Genomic DNA, 20,331 nt, shown 5'->3' on the forward strand with positions numbered 1-20,331 from the left:
CGGGGTCTGCTCGCCGTAGGTCGGCGTCTGCTCCTCGGACTCCTCGCCGTAGTGCGGCTCGGGTGTCGGCTCGCTCATCGGGCCTCCTCTCATCGGGTGTGCGCGCGGCGTGCCCCGCCGTCGGGCCGTCAAACCACCCAGCTCGGCAACGCGGGCGAGACGACCGCGCCCAGGTCCGGCGCGCAGGTCCGAGGGGCAGGATGAGGCCGCGCGGTGGTTTCCTGCACGGACGGCGCGGCAGTACGTTCGGTGGCGACACGTGACGGGTTTCGAGGGACGACCGTGGAGGGCGGCGACGCCGTGGCGAACGGGGCGGGTGCCCATGACTGGGCCCACGAGTTCTCGATGCTGGCGGCGGCGCTCGGCAAGACGGCCACGCCGGAGGACGCGTTGAGGCTGATCGTCGAGGCCGCCGGCGCGATGGTCCCCGCGGCGGACCTGGTCAGCGTGACGATCCACCTCGACGACGGCACGTTCGAGACGGCGGTCTGCACCGAGCCGCTCGCCGCCCGCCTCGACGAGCTGCAGTACCGGTTGCGCGAGGGTCCGTGCTTGCTGGCCAGCAGTCGGGCCGGGCTCGGCGTGTTCGCCTCCTCGGACCTCGGGGCCGATACGCGACTCGCCCGCTGGGGCCCCGCCGCAGCCCACGACGGCGTGCACAGCGCGTTGGCGGTCGGGCTGTTCGCCCACGAGGATCCGCCGCGTCTCGGCGCGCTGAACTTCCTGTCCCGCGGGCGCGGCGGTCTCGACCAGGCCGACCTCGACGCCGCGGTCGTGCTCGCCGCGCACACCGCCGCCGTGCTCGACACCCGGCGAGCCGCCCTGGCGGCGGAGCGCACGAACGAGAACCTGCGCGCAGCGCTACGCAACCGCGACGTCATCGGGCAGGCCAAGGGCATCCTCATGGAGCGCGAGGGCATCACCGAGGAGCAGGCCTTCGAGATCCTGCGCTCGGTGTCGCAGCGAATGAACGTCAAGCTCGCCGACATCGCCGGCACCGTCACACAGCGCCGCTGCGAGCTCTGACGGCCCGACCCGACGCAACCCCGCTGCGAGCCTTCATACCCCGCGCGGGCGCACCCCGGTCGAGCCTCCGGCCCACGCGGGGTGCGCCCCCTACGAGCCCGGCCCGCGCCGGCGCAGCCCGCGGGGAGCCTCGGGCCCGCGGGTGCGGCCGGGCGCCCCGAGGTCGGGAGCGGCAATGGTCGCCCTGGCGGCCATCGCCGCTCACCGGCCGGTGCACGGTGGTCCCCCACGTGAGCCGGTTCCCTCGCGCCGGGCAGGATTCGACCGCCCCCGGGCGGGGCATGTGGTCCGTCGTGACGACGAGACGAGACCCGGCCGGTCAGGACCGCACCGACCGTGACGGCCGGACGCCGGACGGCGGTGACGACGCGCAGGTCCCCGGCAGGCGGGCCCGCACCCCGGCGCAGGTACCGCCCGCCGGCTGGTGGCAGGTGACCCGGCGGGCGTGGGCGGAGGCCAAGGCGGACAACGTGCCGATCCTCGCGGGCGGGGTCGCGTTCTTCGCCTTCCTCGCGCTGTTCCCGGCGCTGATCGCCGCCATCACCGTCTACGGCCTGGTCGCGGACCCCGCGCAGGTCGGTGACCAGGTCGACCGGCTCGCCGCGATCCTGCCGGCGGCGGCGCGCCCGATCGTCGCCGACCAGCTCGGCGCGGTGAGCAGCGCGGGCACCGGCGCCCTCGGCGTCGGCCTGGTGGTGTCGCTGCTCGCCGCGCTGTGGAGCGCCTCGGCGGGCACGATGAACCTGATCAGGGCCACCAACCTCGCCTACGACGAGGAGGAGACCCGCGGCTTCCTGCGGCTGCGGGGCACGGCGCTCGGCCTGACCCTCGCCGCGATCGTGTTCGTACTGCTCGCGGTCGCGCTCGTCGCCGCGATGCCCGCCGTGTTCGAGGCCGTGGGTCTCGGCGGTGCCGGGCTCGTCGTCGCGCAGGTCGTGCGGTGGGTGCTGCTCGTCGTGCTGGTCGTCGTCGCGCTCGCGGTCGTCTACCGCGTGGCCCCCGACCGCGACGCGCCGAAGTTCCGCTGGGTCAGCGTCGGGGCGGTCGTGGCCACCGTCCTGTGGCTCGTCGGCAGCATCGTCTTCAGCGTGTACGTCGACAACTTCGGCTCCTACAACAAGACCTACGGTGCGCTGGCCGGCGCCGTCGTGCTGCTGCTGTGGCTGTACCTGACCAGCTACATCGTCCTGCTCGGGGCCGAGATCAACGCCGAGAGCGAGCGGCAGACGGCGCGTGACACCACGCGCGGGCCCGCCGAGCCGATGGGCGCGCGCGGCGCCGACGCGGCCGACACCGTCGCGGGCGAGCCGCGGCGGGCGCGCTCACGTGCCTGACCCGTGCCGTCCCGGCGCGGTTTCCGTTCGGGGGGCTTCGGGTATCGACCGCGCTGTGATCACGATGTCCGAGCCCCGGGATGCCGGTCCGCGCCGCGGAGACGCGGACGCCGCACGATGAGCGGGCCGACGCTCGACGGCTGCCCCGCCCGAGCCGGCGGGCCCACCGACGTCCTGACCGTCGCCTCCGTGCCCTCCGGCCACGTCTACGTCCGGCACCTGTCGGACCCGCTGGCCGACGACGGGGTCCGGCGCCTCCCGGACCCGCGCCCCTGCCCCGCACCCAGCGACCAGTCCGTCTGGTGGCCACCGGTGATGCTCGATCCGGGGTGGGTCGCCGACAACCACCGGTCGTTCGACGTGTTCCACGTCCACTTCGGGTTCGACGCCCAACCCGTCGACGACCTGCGTGCCCTCGTGCAGACGTTGCGGCGCTTCGGCAAACCGCTCGTCTACACCGTTCACGACCTGCGCAACCCGCACCACGTGCACCGCGACGCGCACGACCGGCATCTCGACGTGCTCGTCCCGGCGGCCGACGCGCTCGTCACGCTGACCGCGGGCGCGGCCGCCGAGATTGCGCGCCGCTGGGGCCGCGAGCCGTTCGTCCTCCCGCACCCGCACGTGGTCGACCTACCCTCGATCGATGCCCCGCGGGCGGCGCGGGCCGAGACCGTCGTCGGGATCCATCTGAAGAGCCTGCGCGCCAACATGGACCCGATGCCCGTGCTGGAGACAGCGGCGACCGTGATCAACAGGCTCGACGGCGTGGTCCTGCGCGTCGACGTGCACACCGACGTGATGAATCCGGCCGGCGACCGGCACGACCCCGCTCTCGCGGAGTGGCTGACGCGAGCGCACCGGCGCGGGCTGCTGCGCCTGGAGGTGCACGACTTCTTCTCCGAAGACGAGCTGTGGACCTACCTGCGCGACCGGATCGACGTATCGATTCTGCCGTACCGGTTCGGAACCCATTCGGGCTGGTTGGAGGCCTGCCACGACCTCGGCACGGTCGTGGTGGCCCCGAGCTGCGGGTACTTCCGCGACCAGCGGCCGTGCCTGACCTACCGCAACGACGAGCGCGACGGGTTCGACCCGGTCTCGCTCACCGGGGCGATCGTCGGGGCCTGTGGTGGACGACCACCGCAGCGTCCCGGCCGCGACCGGCGCACCGCCGAACGGATCGCCGTGGCCGCCGCTCACCGGCGGATCTACGACCAGGTCCGCAGATGACACCGCTGCGGGTCGCGCTCATCGCGTCGTCCACCCATCCCATCCGGGAGCCGTTCGCCGGCGGCCTGGAGGCGCACACCGCGCTGCTCGCCCGCGAGCTCACGCGCCGGGGCCACGTCGTCACGGTGTTCGCCGCGCCGGGGTCCGAGCTGGCACCCGGGGTGCGGGTGGAGATCATGCATTCCCTGCGGCTCAGCGACGCCGCCCGCGCCGACGTCTCGATGCCCGCCGCGGTGTTCATGGCCGAGCACCACGCCTATCTCGACCTGATGCTGCGGCTGGCCGACGGCCACGACGTCGACGGTCACGCCCTCGACGTCGTGCACAACAACAGCCTGCACCACCTGCCGGTGGCGATGGCCCGCACCGTGCGGGCACCCGTCGTCACGACGTTGCACACCCCGCCGACGCCGTGGCTGGAGTCCGCGATCGCGACCGCGGCGGGCCGGCACGGAGTGCTGACCGCGGTGAGCACACACACCGCCGGGGCGTGGCGGCACGTCGCGGGCGAGGTCACGGTGATCCGCAACGGCGTCGACGTCGAGGCCCGCGCACCCGGCCCCGGTGGCGGGCCGCTGGTGTGGGCGGGCCGGCTGGTCCCGGAGAAGGGCGCTCACCTCGCCGTCGACGCCGCCCGCCGGGCCGGCTGTGCGCTCGACCTCGCCGGCCCGGTCAGCGACCGGGCCTACTTCGACGAGATGGTCGTTCCCCGCCTCGGTGGTGCCGTCCGCTACGTCGGTCATCTGGCGCACTCCGAGCTGACGAGCCTGATGGGGCGGGCCTCGGCCGTGCTGGTGACACCGTGCTGGGAGGAGCCCTACGGACTGGTCGTCGCGGAGGCGCTGGCGTGCGGGACACCCGTCGCGGGCTTCGCCGTGGGTGCGCTGCCCGAGCTCGTCGACGACTCCTGCGGCCGGCTGGTCCCCGCCGGCGACACGGCCGCGCTCGCCGCCGTCGTCCCCACGGTGACCGGACTCTCCCGCCGCGCCGCGCGGCGGCGCGCCGAACTGCACTGGAGTCACCGCCGGATGGTCGATGAGTACGTCGGGCTCTACACCCGGGCGGCCGCGTGATCGGCTACTACGTCCACCACCACGGCCGCGGGCACCTCGTGCGGGCCATGCAGATCCTCGCCGCCCACGGCGGCCCCGCGACGGTCCTGTCCAGCCTCGACCGGCCGGCCGACGCCCCCGGCCACGTCGACTGGCTCGCCCTCCCCCGCGACGACGCGGCCGACCGGCCCGACGACCCGACCGCCCACGGGGTGCTGCACTGGGTCCCCCGCCGCGACCCGGGGCTGCGCGGGCGGATGGCCGCGGTCGCGGAGTGGATCGGCCGCACCGCGCCGCGGCTCGTCGTCGTCGACGTGTCGGTCGAGGTCACGCTGCTCTGCCGGCTGCTCGGGGTGCCCGTGCTCGTGGTGGCGATGCCCGGCGACCGGACCGACCGCGCCCACCGGCTGGCACACGACGTCGCCGACGCGCTGCTCGCCTGCTGGCCGCGCGAGGTGCTCGACCCGCCGTGGCCCGCATCGTGGACGGCGAAGACGCGGTTCGTCGGGGCGTTGTCGCGCTACGACTCCCGTATCGGGACCGGACCCGGGCCCGGGCCCGGCCGCACCCGGCGGGGTGGCGACGGGCCACGCCGGGTCGTCGTGCTGCTGGGCGCGGGTGGTCGCGACGTCGGCGACGACGACCTCGCCGCGGCCGAGCGCGCGACCCCGGGATGGGACTGGACCGTGCTCGGGGGCCGTGACGGCTGGACCGCCGACCCGTGGCCCCTGCTGCGCGGCGCCGACGTCGTCGTCACCCACGCCGGGCAGAACGCGCTCGCCGAGGTCGCCGCAGCCCGGACACCTGCGGTAGTCGTCCCGCAGCAGCGGCCGCACGGCGAGCAGGTGGCCACCGCCGAGGCGCTCGACCGGGCCGGACTGGCCGTCGTCCGCCGCCGGTGGCCCCACCCCGCGACGTGGCCGGCGCTGCTCGACGAGGCCGCCGCGCAGGACGGTCGGCGCTGGCGGCGCTGGTGCCCGGGCGGGGCGCCCGCGGCCGCCGCGGCGCTGGTCGCGGAGCTGGCGGGGACACCGGAGCCGGCGGGGACACAGGAGCCGGCGTGCGCACCGCGGTGATCACCGTCGCCCACGGCAGGCACGGCCACCTGCGCCGCCAACAGGAGGGCCTCGCGGCGGTCGAGCGGCCGCCCGAGGTGCGGATCGTCGTCGCGCTCGACGACCCGCAGGTCGCCGACGTCGTCGACGACCGGGTGCCGACGCGCACGGTGCCGGTGACCTCCGACGGGCGCGGGCTGCCGCTGGCGCGGGCGCGCAACACCGGCGCCAGGGCCGCACTCGCCGCCGGGGCGCGGCTGCTGGTGTTCCTCGACGTCGACTGCATCCCCGGTCCCGCGCTGTTCCGGCGCTACCGGGAGGCGGCGCGGACCGCCGGGACGCGGCTGCTGTGCGGGCCCGTTGCCTACCTGCCGCCGCCGCCGCCAGGCGGGTACCGCGCCGAGGCGCTGGCCACGAGCGCGGCGCCGCACCCGGCCCGGCCGGCCCCGCCCGACGGCACGTGCGTCGAGGCCGACGACCACACCCTGTTCTGGTCCCTGTCGTTCGCGGTGACGGCATCCACGTGGGCGCGGTTCGGCGGGTTCCACGAGGGCTACCACGGCTACGGCGCCGAGGACACCGACCTCGGCCAGCAGGCCCGCGCCCGCGGCATCGGGCTGTGCTGGGTGGGTGGCGCCACCGCGTACCACCAGCACCATCCGGTCAGCGACCCGCCCGTCGAGCACCTCGACGACATCCTGCGCAACGGCGCGCTGTTCCGGCGCCGCTGGGGCTGGTGGCCGATGACGGGCTGGCTCGAACGGTTCGCGGCCGAAGGCCTGGTGCGCCACGACGCGCCGGATGATCGGTGGGAGCGCGTATGGGACGGCGCCCGCGCGGGTACGGCCCGGTCGTGAGCTACCGCGGCCCTGACGCCCTCTGGCTCGTCCGGCACGGACAGAGCACCGGCAACGTCGCCAACGACGAGGCCCGCCGCAGCGGCGCCGAGCTGCTCGACCTGCAGCGCGACGCCGACGTGCCGCTGTCGGAGCTGGGCGAGGAGCAGGCCGACGCCGTCGGCAAGTGGTTCTCGACCCTCCCGGCCGAGCAGCGGCCCACGCTGGGCCTCACCTCGCCCTACCGGCGCGCCCACGACACGGCCCGCCGGGTGCTCGAGCACCTGCCCGACGTCCCGCTGCGCGTCGACGAGCGACTGCGCGACCGCGAGCTCGGCATCCTGGACCTGCACACCGCCGCGGGCATCGCGGCCCGTTTCCCCGAGGAGGCCGCCCGCCGTCGCCACCTCGGCCGCTTCTACCACCGGCCGCCCGGCGGGGAGTCGTGGGCCGACGTCGCGCTGCGGCTGCGTTCGCTGCTCACCGACCCGATGCTGGAGCTCGACGGGCAGCGCGTCCTGTGCGTCAGCCACGAGGCGCCGATCCATCTGGTGCGCTACATCGTCGAACAGCTGACCGAGTCCGACCTGCTCGCCGCGCTGCGCGACGCGCCGATCGGCAACTGCTCGCTCACCCGGTTCGAACGTCCCGCGCCCGGCGAGCCGCTGCGCGTCGTCGACGTCGGACTCGTCGATCCCCTGCCCCGCAACGACGTCCCGGCGACGAAGGAACCCCGTGTCGGATCCGACGAGAAGTGACCACGGCCCGCCCTCGGGCACCGTCATCACCCCGGCCGTCCTGCGGGAGTGGGCGCTGCCCGCCCCGCGCGGCGGCGCGAAGGCCTCACGCGGCACGGCGCTGGTCGTGGGCGGGAGCCGCGGCACCCCCGGCGCCGTTCTGCTGGCCGGGGTGGCCGCGCTGCGTGCCGGGGCCGGGGTCCTGCAGCTCGGCGCGCCCGCATCCATCGCCACGGCGCTGGGGGTCAGCGTGCCCGAGTCGCTCGCGCTCCCGCTGCCCGAGAGCCCGGCGGGCTGCGTCGCGGCCGATGCCGTGGACGACCTCGCCCAGGTCCTGCCCGCGGCCGACGCCGTCCTCGTCGGCCCCGGCCTGTTCGACGACGAGCCCGCCCTGCAGGCACTGGTCACCGCCGTGCTCGGGCGGGTCCGCGACGACGCCACCGTCGTGCTCGACGGCTACGCGCTGCGCGGGCTCGAGCCCGGGACCGTCGCCGCGCTGGGCGGGCGGCTCGTCGTCACCCCGAACGCCGGTGAGACCGAGGCCCTGCTCGACGGCGTTCCCGACGCGCCCGAACCCGGGACGGAGGCCGCCGCGGCGGCGGTGGCCGAGCGGCTCGACGCCGTCGTCGCCTCGGGCGGGCGGATCGTGACCCCCGACGGCCGGCGCTGGGCCGACGGCAGCGGCCACGCCGGGCTGGGCACCTCGGGCAGCGGCGACGTCCTCGCCGGGCTCGTCGTCGGCCTGCTCGCGCGGGGTGCGACGCCCGCGCAGGCGGCGTGCTGGGCCACCCACGTGCACGCCACGGCCGGCGAGCGCCTGGGCACCCGCATCTCCCACGTCGGGTTCCTCGCCCGCGAGCTGCTCGACGAGGCCCCGCTCGTGATGGCCGAGCTGTCGAGCTGACGATCTCGCGCCCGCCCGGGAGCTCACGACACCGAGATCAGCACGGCCGCGACCAGCGCGGTCGTCAGCCCGAGCACCTGACGCCGGGACAGCCGCTCCCCCAGGAAGAGCAGCCCGACGAGCGTCGGGACCAGCGGGTACAGCGAGGAGAGCACCACCGCGACCGTGACGGACCCGGCGAGCACGGCCGCCGCGTACGCGGCCAGCGCCGCCGCGGCCAGCACGCCGGAGCCGAGTGCCTCGACGGCCGCCCGGCTCGTCGGCGCGGCGTCGTCGGTGCTGGTTGTCGTGGGGGCGCCGGTATCGGCGTCGGTCGGGGTGCGGCGCATCAGGGTGACCGCGAGGATGCCGACGGCGAGCACCGCGGTGACCCGCCCCGCGAGGACGGGCCGGAGCCCGGCGTCCGGCCCGGCCCTGGCCAGGGCGAGGTACTGCACCGCGATGCCGGCGCCCGCGACGAGGCCGTCGCCCACCGAGCCCCGGTCGGGGGCGGCGACCCCGGCTCCCGGCCGCGACACCAGCCACAGCCCCGGCAGGACGAGCGCGATCCCGACCCAGGTCGGCACCGACGGGCGGTCCCCGAGCAGCGCCACCCCGACCAGGACGGGCAGCGCGATCCCGCCGACGGCGCTCACCGGGACGACGACCGACATCGCGCCCCGGCGGATGCCGCGGAACAGGAACGCCATCCCGAGGCCCGTCCCGACACCGGACAGGGCACCCCAGGCGAGGCTCGCGGGGCCCGGTCCCGGTGGGCTGAGCAGGGGCGCGGCGACGCCGACCGCGACCAGGCCGCCGAGCTGCCCGAGCAGCGCGACGAGCGCCGGCCGCATCCGCCGGGCGGCGAGGCCGCCGACGACGTCGGACAGTCCGGAGCTCAGCGCGGAGGCGAGCGCGAGCAGGGCACCCACGCGGGGTGGGTGTCCACCACCGGCCCCCGGGAAACCGGGGCGCCGGCGGCGGACCGCGGACGCAGGACGGCGCCCCGCCGCGGCCGTGACGGCCGACGACGGGGCGCCGTGGTGCAGCTGTCGCGGCTGCTCGGTCGTCCTGCGACGGCTCCGCTGCTCAGTTGTCCTGCGACGGCTGGGCCGTGACCCGCAGGTACGGCTTGATCGTGCGGTAGTCGGGGAAGCGCTCGCGGGCCTCCTCGTCGCTCACCGCCTTCGTGATGATGACGTCCTCGCCCTGCTTCCAGTCGGCGGGCGTGGCGACCTTGTGCTTCGCGGTGAGCTGCAGCGAGTCGATGACGCGCAGGATCTCGTCGAAGTTGCGGCCCGTGCTCTGCGGGTAGGTCATCTCGAGCTTGAGCGTCTTGTCGGGGCCGATGACGAAGACGGACCGCACCGTCGTGGTGTCGGACGCGTTCTCGTGGATCATCCCGTAGAGGTCGGCGACCTTCCGGTCGGGATCGGCGATCATCGGGTAGCCGACCTGCGCGCCCTGGGTCTCGGCGATGTCGGACGACCAGCTGCGGTGGTCCTCCGCCGAGTCGACCGAGATGGCCGCGATCTTGACGTTGCGCTTCTCGAACTCGGGCTGCAGCGCCGCGGCGCGGCCCAGCTCGGTCGTGCAGACCGGGGTGAAGTCGGCCGGGTGCGAGAACAGCACGCCCCAGCCGTCGCCCAGGTAGTCGTACCAACGGATCTCGCCGTCGGCGGTGGGGGCAGTGAAGTCGGGGACGACATCGCCCAGCCGCAGGGTCACGAGGCTCTCCTTTACTTCGCGGGCGCGCACCCGCGACGTCCGACATCGCTCGTCGGGGCGACGACGGCCGCCCGGACAGAAGCATACGGAGTGAATCTACGTCGACGGCCGTGAGCCCGGCGACTGTCGGGGTCCACGCCGCAGGGGGCTGCCGTCCGCGCTCACCCCTCCTCGGCCCGCGCGAGACCGGCGGACCAGCGGTCCTCGATCCGGCCGAACTTCCACACCCCGAGCGCGACGGCCCACGTCAGCACGAACAGCCCGACGACCACGAAGCCCACGTTGTCCAGGTCGAGGCCGGCGATCCACGCGAGCGGCCCGGACTCGACGCCGAGCTTGTCGGCCAACAGGGAGACGAGCTCGATCACCCCGATGACCAGGGCGACCGCGACGGACAACGCGGTGATGGTGATGTTGTAGAAGACCTTGCGGACGGGACGCAGGAACGCCCAGTCGTAGGCGAAGCACATGAAGGCACCGTCGAGGGTGTCGAACAGGCTCATCCCGGCGGCGAAGAGGATCGGCAGGACGAGCACCGCGTACCAGGGCAGGGCACCTGCCGCCGCCCCGCCCGCGATGACCAGCAGCGTCACCTCCGACGCGGTGTCGAAGCCCAGTCCGAACAGCAGCCCGACGGGGTACATGTGCCACGGCTTGCGGACGGCCCGCGTCGCCCGCCCGAGGATGCGGTTCATCAGCCCGCGCTTGTCGAGCTGCTCCTCGAGGGAGGCCTCGTCGTAGCGGCCCCGGCGCATGTCGCGGAACACCCTGAGGATCTGCACGAGGATGACGAGGTTGATCAGGCCCAGCAGCACGAGGAACAGTCCCGAGACGCTCGTGCTGATCAGCCCGCCGATCTGTTTGAGCGAGGAGTTCTCGTCGGAGATCTCGCCCGCGACCGCCCGGACGCCGAGCGTGATGAGGGCGACCAGGACGAGGACGAGGGTCGCGTGTCCGAGTGCGAACCAGAACCCGACCGAGAGCGGCCGCTTCTCCCCCGGTCCGCGCTCGGCCAGCAGCTTGCGTGTCGTGTTGTCGATGGCGGCGATGTGGTCGGCGTCGAACGCGTGCCGCATGCCGAGCAGGTAGGCGGTCAGGCCCAGCCCGACGCCGAACACCCCGCTCTCGCCCAGCTCGTAGTGCTGCGGCGCGACGAACACCGCGAGCACCACCCAACCGACGACGGTCAGCGCGACGAGCACGACCGCCATGGCCGCGACGGTGCGCTTCTCGGCGGGCCGCAGGCCGGCCCTGGCCGGGCCCGTGCGCGTGGTGGGGAGCGTCGCCATCGGGGTCCTCTCGTTCCGCCCACGATCACGTGCGTCGTGGACGTCCCAGTCCAGCAGCGTGGTCGGCTCATCGGCAAGGTTGAGCAGATGTCGGAACAGGATGATCCGGGACGAAGTCCCACGACCGGTCACGTTTCGGGCCTGTGATCCAGCACACATATCAACTCGGCGCGACAACGCCCACCACGAACATTCGCCGCCATAGAACGCTATTTCGACGAATCGGTGAATTCACAGGAAATGCGTCTTTCGTGAATCCTGCTACGTGAGGGTGCGAACACAAGTCGCCATTCCTCCGCTGTTGCGTCTAATTTGCGAGAGCGGTTCGACCGCGCGCACCGGTGGAGGCGGACATGCACATTCCCGACGGCTACCTGAGCCCGCAGACCTGTGCGGCCGGGTTCGTCGTCGCGGTGCCGGTGCTGGCGACGGCGGCCGCCCGGGTGAAGCGACGGGTCCGGACACGCAACGTGCCGACACTGGCCGTGCTGGCCGCCGTCAGCTTCCTCATCATGATGTTCAACGTGCCGATCCCCGACGGCACGACCGCGCACGCCGTGGGCGGAGCGCTGATCGCGATACTCCTCGGACCGTGGGCCGCGGCGATCGCCGTCACCGTCGCGCTCGGCTTCCAGGCCCTGTTGTTCGGCGACGGCGGCGTGCTCTCCTTCGGCGTCGACGTCGTCAACATGGCCGTGATCCTCCCGTTCGCCGGGTACGGCGTGTACCGGCTGGTCGCCCGCGGCGCCGCGCTCACCGCCCGGCGACGGGTCCTCGCAGCGTTCCTGGCCGGGTACGTGGGCATCAACGTCGCCGCGCTGTGTGTCGGGGTCGAGCTGGGCATCCAGCCCGACCTCTTCCACGACGCGACGGGTGCCCCGCTCTACTCCCCGTACCACCTCGCGCAGTCGATCCCCGCGATGCTGCTCGCCCACCTCACCGTCGCCGGTGTCGCCGAGGGCATCCTGACCGCCGCCGTGCTCGGGTACCTGCAGCGCGCCAACCTGCCGCTGCTGCGCGTCAACCACCCCGGGGTACCGGTCGACGCCGCCGCGGCCGACGCCGAGCGCACCCGGCGCCGCCGGCTGCGGCCCGGGGTCGTCGCGGCGGTGGTCGTCGCGGCCCTGGTCGTCCTCACCCCGCTCGGCCTGCTGGCGCCCGGCGGCGCGTTCGGCGAGGACTCACCGCAGGACCTGCGGGCGGCACTCGGGCTGGCGGCCGTCCCGGCCGGGCTCGCGCACTACTCGGGCTTCTGGCACGACGTGCTGTTCCCCGGCTACCTCTCCGGCAGTCCGTGGACCTACATCGTCTCGGCCGTGGTGGGCATCGTGGTCGTCGGTCTGGTCGTGTGGGGGGCCGCGACGCTGGCCGTGCGGCTGTTCGGCCGTCGCGTCCCGGTTCCCCCGCCCGCGGCGGAGCGCGAGGACACCGTGGAGCAGGTCACCGACGGACCGGCCCGGTGACCGGCGCCGACGGGTCGCACGCCGGCGCGGTCGCCGTGCCGGACTGGCTGGTGCAGCAGGACGTCGCGCTCTGCCCGTGCGGGTGCGTCGGCAGGCGCCGGAAGGCGAGCTTCCTCACCCGCACGATCCGGGGCGGCTCGGGGATCCTGCAGCAGGTCCTCTTCGGCGAGGACGTCGCCGCCGCGCCGGGCCTGCTGCAGCGCATCGACCCACGGACCAAGATCGTCAGCCTCCTGGCGCTGCTGGTGGTCGCCGGGCTCGCGCACTCGATGATCACGCTCGCGGCCCTCTACGCGCTCACGCTCGGGTTGGCCGCCGCGTCCGCGATGCCGCTCGGGTTCTTCGTCCGCCGGGTGTGGCTGTTCGTGCCGATCTTCACCGGCATCGTGGTGCTACCCGCGACGCTGTCGGTCGTGACGCCGGGCCACGTCGTCCTGACGCTCTGGCACTGGCACGGCGTCGCCGAGGGCGTCACGACGCAGGGACTCCTCGCCGCGGCGCGCGTGGTCTGCCGGGTCGCGGCGTCGATCTCGCTGGTGGTGCTCCTGACCCTCACGACGCCGTGGGTCCGGCTGCTCGCCGCACTGCGCGGGCTCGGCGTGCCGCGGATCGTCGTCCTGATCGTCGGCATGGCCTACCGCTTCGTCTTCCTGCTGCTCGGCTCGGTCACCGACATGTTCCAGGCCAGGCAGGCCCGCACCCCCGGCACCCCGAGGCACGACGGGACCGCGAGGGCCTTCGTCGGCGCCGGGGTCGGTGCCCTGCTCGGGAAGTCCGCGCAGCTGTCCGAGGAGGTCCACCACGCGATGCTCGCCCGCGGCTACCGCGGTGACGCCACGACCCTGGAGCGGCACCGCCTGCGCGCCGCCGACCTCGGCTGCGCCGCCGCGGTCGTCGTCGTGGCCGCCGCCCTGATCTGGGGGGACCACGTCCTTGTCCCACGCTGACCCGACGTCCCACGCCGACCCGACCCCGGACCCGCAGGAGCTGCTCGTCTGCCGCCACCTGAGCTACGCCTACCTGGAGCGCCATCCGGCACTCGACGACGTGTCCCTGACGGTCCGCCGCGGCGAGCGCGTCGCGCTCCTCGGCGCCAACGGCTGCGGCAAGTCGACCCTGCTCAAGGTCCTCGACGGGCTGGTCTTCCCCGACGCGGGCAGCTACACCGCGTTCGGCGCACCCGTCACCGAGGACAGCCTGGAGGACGAGCAGATGTCGCGGGGCTTCCGCTCGCGCGTCGGGTTCGTCTTCCAGAACTCCGACGCCCAGGTCTTCTCCCCCACCGTCCGGGAGGAGATCGCGTTCGGGCCGCTGCAGCTCGGGTTCTCCCGCGACGAGACCGCCGGGCGCGTCGACGACGTCCTGCACATGCTCGGCATCCCCGACCTGGCGGACCGCGCCCCCTTCCAGCTCTCCGGCGGGCAGAAGAAGAAGGTCGCCATCGCCACCGTCCTCGTCATGAGCCCCGAGGTCCTGCTGTTCGACGAACCCACCGCGGCGCTCGACCCCCGGACGCGGTACTGGCTCGTCGAGCTGATCGAGCGGCTCGGGACGGCGGGCCGGACGATCGTGCACGCCACCCACGACCTCGACCTGCTGCACCGCATCGCCGACCGCTGCGTCGTGTTCTCCGAGGACCACCGCATCGTCGCCGACGGCACCCCCGAGGAAATCCTGCGCGACCGTCGCCTGCTGGTCGAGGTCAACCTGGTCCACCCGGCGGCAGCGGCGGTCGGCTGACCCGGCGCGCGGCGCAGGACGGGTCCGGGCCGTCGACCGCCCGTCCGCCCTGCGGCCCACGGCGTCCGGCCGGCCTCACGGGCGGAGATCCGCCACTGAGTCGGGCCGTTCGGCCCTGCCGATCCGCGCCGCGGAGGCGAACCATCTGTGACGTCGGCAGCGTGACCACACCGCGCCGGCACCACCCGTCGCTGGGGAGCGGACGGATGGATCGACCGGGGTGGGCACTGTTCGGGGCTGCCCACCCCGGTCCCGTCCCGCGGGGACGGGCCCGCAGCCGGGCCGCTGTCGACGGGCCGACCCGGCCACCGCGTACTACGCTGCGCATCCGGGACGAGCGAGTTCGGAACGGAGGTCGTGTGCCCCCGCCCGACGACAGCGTGTCCCCGCAGGCCCCCGGCCCGACGTCCCCCCGGGGCAGCGACCTGTCCGTCTTCGGCCGCGGCGGTGAGCTCGGCCGGATCATGGCCCGCTGGGACTGGGCGTCGACGTCGGTCGGGCCGCCCGGGACCTGGCCGTCCGCGCTGCGCAACGTCGTGCGGATCCTGCTGGGCTCCCGGTTCTCCATGTGGATGGGCTGGGGACCCGACCTGGCGTTCTTCTACAACGACGCCTACCAGCGCGACACCTTGCGGGCCAAGCACCCGTGGGCACTCGGGCGGCCCGCCCGCGAGGTGTGGGCGGAGATCTGGGAGGACATCGGCCCGCGGATCGAGTCGGTGCTGCGGACCGGCGAGGCGACCTGGGACGAGGACCTGCTGCTCGTCCTCGAACGGTCCGGGTACCCCGAGGAGACCTACCACACCTTCTCCTACAGCCCGCTGACCGACGACGCCGGCGCCGTCCCCGGTTTCCTCTGCGTCGTCACCGAGACCACCCACCGGGTCCTCGGCGAACGCCGGATGTCGACGCTGCGTGCCCTCGCCGGGGCCGTCGCCGCCGCGCGCACCGAGCGGGCGGTGCTCGACGCGGTGCGCGAGCTCCTCGCCGCGAGCACCCGCGACCTGCCCTTCTCCCTGGTCTACCTGTTCGACGACGGCGACGAGGCGCGGCTGGCGTGCGCCGCGGGGATCGACCCCGGCTGTCCCGCGGCGCCGGCGCGGATCGGGCCGGACGGGCCGTGGCCGACGGCGCAGGCCCGCGAGGGGCGCGCGGTCCTCGTCGACGACCTCGCCTCCCGGTTCGCGACGCTGCCCCACGGGGAGTGGGACCGCCCGCCGACCGAAGCGGTGGTGGCGCCACTCGGCTCCGAGGACGCGGTCGCCGGGTTCATGGTGGTGGGCCTCAACCCCTTCCGCCGCTACGACGAGGGGTTCCGCGGCTTCGTCGAGCTGCTCGTCGCGCAGATCGCCTCCGGGCTGCTCAACGCCCGCGCGTACGAGACCGAGCGGGACCGCGCCGCGGCGCTCGCCGAGCTCGACCGGGCCAAGACCGACTTCTTCTCCAACGTCAGCCACGAGTTCCGCACGCCCCTCACGTTGATCATGGGCCCGCTCGACGAGCTGCGGTCGGCCGACGATGTCACCCCGGAGCGGCTGCGCACCGAGCTCGACGTGATCCACCGCAACGGGCTGCGGCTGGGCAAGCTGGTGAACAGCCTGCTGGACTACTCGCGGCTGCAGGCCGGCCGGATCGACGCGCGGTTCGAGCCGCTGGACCTCGCGGTGTTCACCGCGGAGCTGGCCGGGGCGTTCCGGTCGGCCGTCGAGCACGCGGGCCTCCAGCTCGTGATCGACTGCCCGCCGCTGGCCCGACCCGTCCACGTCGACCGGGACAGTTGGGAGAAGGTCGTCCTCAACCTGCTGTCCAACGCGCTCAAGTTCACCTTCGAGGGGTCGGTCACCGTGCGGCTGCGGCAGGACGGCGACGCCGCCGTGCTGACCGTCGCCGACACGGGGGTCGGTGTCCCCGCCGACCAGATGCCGCGGCTGTTCGAGCGGTTCCACCGGATCACCGGGACCCGGTCCCGGTCCGCCGAGGGCAGCGGCATCGGGCTCGCGATGGTGCGCGAGCTGGCCGCGTTGCACGGCGGGACCGTCGACGCGCAGAGCGAACCCGACCGCGGCACCACCTTCACGGTCACCATCCCGCTCGGCACGACGCACCTGCCCGCCGACCGGGTCGCGGCGGCGCCGGAGGAGCCCGCGCCGACACCGTCGGCGGTCGAGCCCTTCGTGGCCGAGGCCCTGCGCTGGCTGCCGGGCGACGCGGCCGGGACCACCGACGGGCCCGCGGCCGTCGCGGGCGGCCGGGTGCTCGTCGCCGACGACAACGCCGACATGCGCGACTACCTGCACCGGCTGCTCGCCCCGCGCTACGACGTCGAGGTCGTCGCGGACGGGCGGGCCGCGCTCGACGCCGCGCTCGCCCGCCCGCCGGACCTGGTCGTCTCCGACGTGATGATGCCCGAGCTCGACGGGATCGCCCTGCTCGGCGCCCTGCGCGCCGATCCCCGCACCTCGCGCGTCCCCATGATCCTGCTCTCCGCGCGCGCGGGGCAGGAAGCGGCGGTGCAGGGCCTCGCGTTCGGCGCCGACGACTACCTCACCAAGCCCTTCGCCGCCCGGGAGCTGCTGGCCCGTGTCGACGGCCATCTGCGGCTCGGCCGGGCCCGCGCCGACGCCGAGCGGCGGTTCCGCGCCCTCGCCGACGCCACCCCGGCGCTGATCTGGGCCGACGACGCCGACGGGGGCAGGCACTTCGTCAACAAGGCGTGGCGCGAGTACACCGGCGCCGGCGACGGCGACCTCGGCACCGGCTGGCGCGCCCGCATCCACCCCGACGACCTCGCGGGCTACGACGAGCGCCGGGCCGCGGCCGGCGGCGTGTTCGAGGCGGAGTACCGCCTGCGCAGGGCCGACGGGCGCTACCGCTGGGTACTCGACCGGGGCGCCCCGCTGCAGCCGGCGCACGAGGGCGGCGGCTACGTCGGCGGCTGCCTCGACATCGACGACCGCTACCGCGAGCAGGAACGCCAGCGGGTCCTCGGCGTGCTGTCCGCCGCGCTCGACCGGGAGCACTCCGTCGACGCCCGCCGCCGGGTCCTCGTCCGGACCCTCGTCGAGGAGGGCGTCGCCGACCAGGTCCGGCTGCTCGTCGTGGACGACGACGGCGAGCTCCGGGTGGCGGCGCTCGCGGCGCGCGACCCGGAGCACGAGGCGGCGCTGGCGCGGCTCCACGTGTCGTCGCCGTGGATCGCCGAGGCGCTCGCGAGCGGCCGGGCCGCCACCGCGACGGCCGACGAGACGTTCATCCACGACGCGTCGACCGACCCGGAGCAGCGGGAGCTGCGCCACGCACTGGGCCAGGGCGACGTCTCGCTCGTCCCGCTGGCCGCGCGGGGCCGGGTGAGCGGGCTGCTCGGCGTCGCCCGGACGGGGCCGCCTGCCTCCCCCGACGCGCTGGACCTGGGCCTGCTCGCGGAGGTCGGCAGGCGCGCGGCCGCGGCGATCGACAACGCCCAGCTCTTCGAGAGCGAGCAGAACACCAGCCACCGGCTGGCGCTGCTGCAGAGCGCGACGGCCGCGCTGTCGGCGGCGGCGACCCCGACGCAGGTCGCGCAGACCGCGGCGGTGCACTTCTCCCGGCTCGTCGGGACCGCGTCGGTCGCGGTGTGGGAGGTGCGCGCCTCGGGCGCGCTGGAGGTGCTGCACTCGGTCGGGTGGCCCGCCGCCGTCGCGCGGGACCGGGCCTCGGTCGCCGACGACCGGCCGGCCCCGATCACCGATGCGGTCCGCCACGGGTCCCCGGTGTGGGTGCTCGCCGACGAGGACTGGGAGACCGGCTACCCGCACCTGGCCGACCTGGTCCGGAACGACTACGGCTACCCCGCCATGGCCGCGGTCCCGCTGCCCGGGGCGGGCGGCCGGGTCGGCGTCGTCGCGCTCGGCTTCACCCGACCGCGACGACTGTCCGCGACCGAGCGGACCGCGATCGTCTCGCTCGCCGAGCAGACCGGGCAGGCGCTGCAGCGGGCCGAGCTGCTCGCCGCCGAGAGCGGTGCCCGGCTCGCCGCGGAGAACTTCAGCCGGGTCGTGTCGGCGCTGTCCCGCTCGGCGCGCCCCGCCCAGGTCGCCGAGGTCATCCTCCGACACGCCGCCGACCTCGGCGCCGAGGCGGCCGTCGTCGCGATCCGGCGCGGCGACCAGCTCGACGTCCTCGCCGCCGACCCGCCCACGTCCGTGCGACTGCTGGCCGCCGACGGCGCGCGTCCCCTCGCCCGGGCCGCCCGCTCCGGACGGCCGGTGTGGACCGCGGTCGACCCGGACACCGGTTCCACCGCCGACGACGGGCGGCTGCCCGAGCAGGTCGCGGTGCCGCTCGTCCTCGCGGGCGCGCCCATCGGCGTGCTCGGCATGCGCTTCCCCGGGCAGAGCCCGGAGCTGTCCGACGAGGCACGTGCCGCGCTGCTGACCGTGGCCGCGCAGTGCGCGCAGGCACTCGACCGGGCCCGGCTGCACGAGGCGGAGCACGAGATCGCCGCGGTGCTCCAGCGCAGCCTCCTGCCGGCGGACCCGCCGTTCGTGCCCGGACTCCGCAGCGCCACGCGGTACCGCCCGGGCGCCGCGCGCCAGCAGGCCGGCGGTGACTGGTACGACGTCTTCGCCGTCGAGGAGAACCGGATCGCGCTGTCCGTCGGCGACGTCGTCGGCCAGGGACCCGCCGCCGCGGCGGTGATGGGGCAGCTGCGGGTCGCCCTGTCCGGCGCGCTGCGCCAGGGCCTCGGTCCCGCCGCGGCCCTGGAGGCGCTCGACGCGCACGTGTCGTGGATCCCCGGAGCGCTCGCCTCGACGGCCGCGTGCCTGCTGCTCGACCGCACGAGCGGGGTGCTGCGCTGGGCCCGCGCGGGTCACCTTCCGCCGCTGCTCATCGACAGCGACGGCGCCCACTACCTCGACGAGACCCTCGGCTCGGTCCTCGGCCTGTCCGGCAGGCCGCCCTTCGCCGAGGGGACGACGACCGTCCGCCCCGGCACGACCCTGCTGCTCTACACCGACGGGTTGGTCGAGCGCCGCGGCGAGGTCATCGACGAGGGGCTCGCCCTGCTCGCGGCCACGGCGGCCGAGCACGCGGACAAGGACCCCGAGGAGCTGCTGGACCACCTGCTCTCCGACGTCGTCGGACAGCACGGACCCGCCGACGACATCGCGCTCGTCGCCGTGCGGTTGCTCCCGCCGCCGCTGCGCCACGAGTACCCGGCGGAGCCTCGCATCCTGCGCCGGATGCGCGCCGACGTGCGCACCTGGGCGACCGAGTCGGCGGTGTGCCACGAGTTGGAGCAGGACCTCCAGCTCGCCCTCGGTGAGGCCGCCGCCAACTCGGTCGACCACGCCTACCGCGACAGCGCGCCGGGGACCTTCGCGATCCGGGTCGAGCTGGACCGCGAGGGCGGCATCGAGGTGACGGTGCGCGACCACGGGCGGTGGCGGCCGGAGCCTGCCGACAAGGGCTTCCGCGGCCGCGGGATCGGCCTGATCCGGACCCTCGCCGAGGGCTGCGAGATCACCCGGGGCGACGACGGGACGACGGTCGCCTTCCGGCTGGCGCCGGTGCGGGCCGAGATCGGGGCACCTGCGCCCGCCGCCCCGGCCGCGGTCCGGGGCCCGGCGGCGCTCGCCACCCTGGAGGCCCGGCGGGACGACTCCGCGTTGCACCTGCTCCTGCGCGGCGACCTCGACCTCGACGGGATGGCCGCGGTCCGCGGTCCGCTGCGGGCCGAGCTCGCCGCGGCGCCGCCCGGGTCGACGACGGTCCTCGACCTCACCGGCGTCACCTACCTGCCCAGCGCGGGCATCGGCATGCTCGTCGACCTGATCGGCGAGGTCCGCGCCCGCGGCGGCCGGCTGCGGGTGGAACGGGCGGCGACCGGTCCGGTCGCGCGGGCCCTCGCCCTCACCGGCCTGGACGGCTCCGCGGTCCTGACCGGCGACCGCTGACCCCGCTCGGGAGCGACCG

At 75.1% G+C, this 20,331-nt stretch carries 15 protein-coding genes; 12 read left to right on the forward strand and 3 right to left on the reverse strand.

Annotated elements, in window-relative coordinates:
* Positions 1-282: 282 nt before the first annotated feature.
* From PSD17_RS18825 to PSD17_RS18860, 8 genes are all read left to right on the forward strand, one after another.
* Positions 283-1,026 (forward strand): GAF and ANTAR domain-containing protein, encoded by a 744-nt coding sequence (locus PSD17_RS18825; protein ID WP_339123853.1) that lies wholly within the window; start codon positions 283-285, stop codon positions 1,024-1,026.
* A gap of 293 nt (positions 1,027-1,319) precedes the next feature.
* Positions 1,320-2,360 (forward strand): YihY/virulence factor BrkB family protein, encoded by a 1,041-nt coding sequence (locus PSD17_RS18830; protein WP_233899392.1) that lies wholly within the window; start codon positions 1,320-1,322, stop codon positions 2,358-2,360.
* A gap of 117 nt (positions 2,361-2,477) precedes the next feature.
* Positions 2,478-3,593, forward strand: coding sequence for a glycosyltransferase family 1 protein (locus PSD17_RS18835; RefSeq protein WP_339123856.1), 1,116 nt, complete (start codon positions 2,478-2,480; stop codon positions 3,591-3,593).
* The gene (locus PSD17_RS18840; RefSeq protein WP_339123857.1) at positions 3,590-4,666 is read left to right on the forward strand and encodes a glycosyltransferase; all 1,077 of its coding nucleotides are present in this window, start codon (positions 3,590-3,592) and stop codon (positions 4,664-4,666) included. Before PSD17_RS18835 ends, PSD17_RS18840 begins: the two co-directional genes overlap by 4 nt.
* Positions 4,663-5,721, forward strand: coding sequence for a glycosyltransferase (locus PSD17_RS18845; protein WP_339123859.1), 1,059 nt, complete (start codon positions 4,663-4,665; stop codon positions 5,719-5,721). The genes PSD17_RS18840 and PSD17_RS18845 overlap by 4 nt, the downstream gene beginning before the upstream one ends.
* Positions 5,706-6,557, forward strand: coding sequence for a glycosyltransferase family 2 protein (locus PSD17_RS18850; protein WP_339123860.1), 852 nt, complete (start codon positions 5,706-5,708; stop codon positions 6,555-6,557). The genes PSD17_RS18845 and PSD17_RS18850 overlap by 16 nt, the downstream gene beginning before the upstream one ends.
* A complete protein-coding gene (locus PSD17_RS18855; RefSeq protein ID WP_339123862.1) occupies positions 6,554-7,294 on the forward strand; it encodes a histidine phosphatase family protein in 741 nt (246 codons plus the stop codon). The genes PSD17_RS18850 and PSD17_RS18855 overlap by 4 nt, the downstream gene beginning before the upstream one ends.
* Positions 7,272-8,177 (forward strand): NAD(P)H-hydrate dehydratase, encoded by a 906-nt coding sequence (locus PSD17_RS18860; protein ID WP_339123863.1) that lies wholly within the window; start codon positions 7,272-7,274, stop codon positions 8,175-8,177. The genes PSD17_RS18855 and PSD17_RS18860 overlap by 23 nt, the downstream gene beginning before the upstream one ends.
* Positions 8,178-8,200: 23 nt before the next feature.
* On the opposite strand, the gene PSD17_RS18865 is transcribed toward PSD17_RS18860, so the two are convergent.
* The 3 genes from PSD17_RS18865 to PSD17_RS18875 all read right to left on the reverse strand — a co-directional run bounded on the left by PSD17_RS18865 (position 8,201) and on the right by PSD17_RS18875 (position 11,173).
* The gene (locus PSD17_RS18865; protein WP_339123865.1) at positions 8,201-9,088 is read right to left on the reverse strand and encodes an EamA family transporter; all 888 of its coding nucleotides are present in this window, start codon (positions 9,086-9,088) and stop codon (positions 8,201-8,203) included.
* A gap of 157 nt (positions 9,089-9,245) precedes the next feature.
* Positions 9,246-9,884, reverse strand: coding sequence for a peroxiredoxin (locus tag PSD17_RS18870; protein WP_013674465.1), 639 nt, complete (start codon positions 9,882-9,884; stop codon positions 9,246-9,248).
* A gap of 161 nt (positions 9,885-10,045) precedes the next feature.
* Complete coding sequence (locus PSD17_RS18875; protein ID WP_339123866.1) at positions 10,046-11,173, reverse strand: HoxN/HupN/NixA family nickel/cobalt transporter; 1,128 nt, start codon at positions 11,171-11,173, stop codon at positions 10,046-10,048.
* Between the two features lie 353 nt (positions 11,174-11,526).
* Here PSD17_RS18875 and cbiM point away from each other — a divergent pair, with 353 nt between their 5' ends.
* From cbiM to PSD17_RS18895, 4 genes are all read left to right on the forward strand, one after another.
* A complete protein-coding gene (gene cbiM, locus PSD17_RS18880; protein WP_339123868.1) occupies positions 11,527-12,636 on the forward strand; it encodes a cobalt transporter CbiM in 1,110 nt (369 codons plus the stop codon).
* On the forward strand, positions 12,633-13,583 hold the full coding sequence (cbiQ, locus tag PSD17_RS18885; protein ID WP_339123870.1) for a cobalt ECF transporter T component CbiQ: 951 nt from the start codon (positions 12,633-12,635) through the stop codon (positions 13,581-13,583). The genes cbiM and cbiQ overlap by 4 nt, the downstream gene beginning before the upstream one ends.
* The gene (locus PSD17_RS18890; protein ID WP_339123872.1) at positions 13,570-14,376 is read left to right on the forward strand and encodes an energy-coupling factor ABC transporter ATP-binding protein; all 807 of its coding nucleotides are present in this window, start codon (positions 13,570-13,572) and stop codon (positions 14,374-14,376) included. The genes cbiQ and PSD17_RS18890 overlap by 14 nt, the downstream gene beginning before the upstream one ends.
* Positions 14,377-14,735: 359 nt before the next feature.
* The gene (locus PSD17_RS18895; protein WP_339123874.1) at positions 14,736-20,312 is read left to right on the forward strand and encodes a GAF domain-containing protein; all 5,577 of its coding nucleotides are present in this window, start codon (positions 14,736-14,738) and stop codon (positions 20,310-20,312) included.
* Positions 20,313-20,331: the final 19 nt, after the last annotated feature.

Source organism: Pseudonocardia sp. D17 (genome assembly GCF_036984265.1).
Taxonomy (GTDB): domain Bacteria; phylum Actinomycetota; class Actinomycetes; order Mycobacteriales; family Pseudonocardiaceae; genus Pseudonocardia; species Pseudonocardia benzenivorans.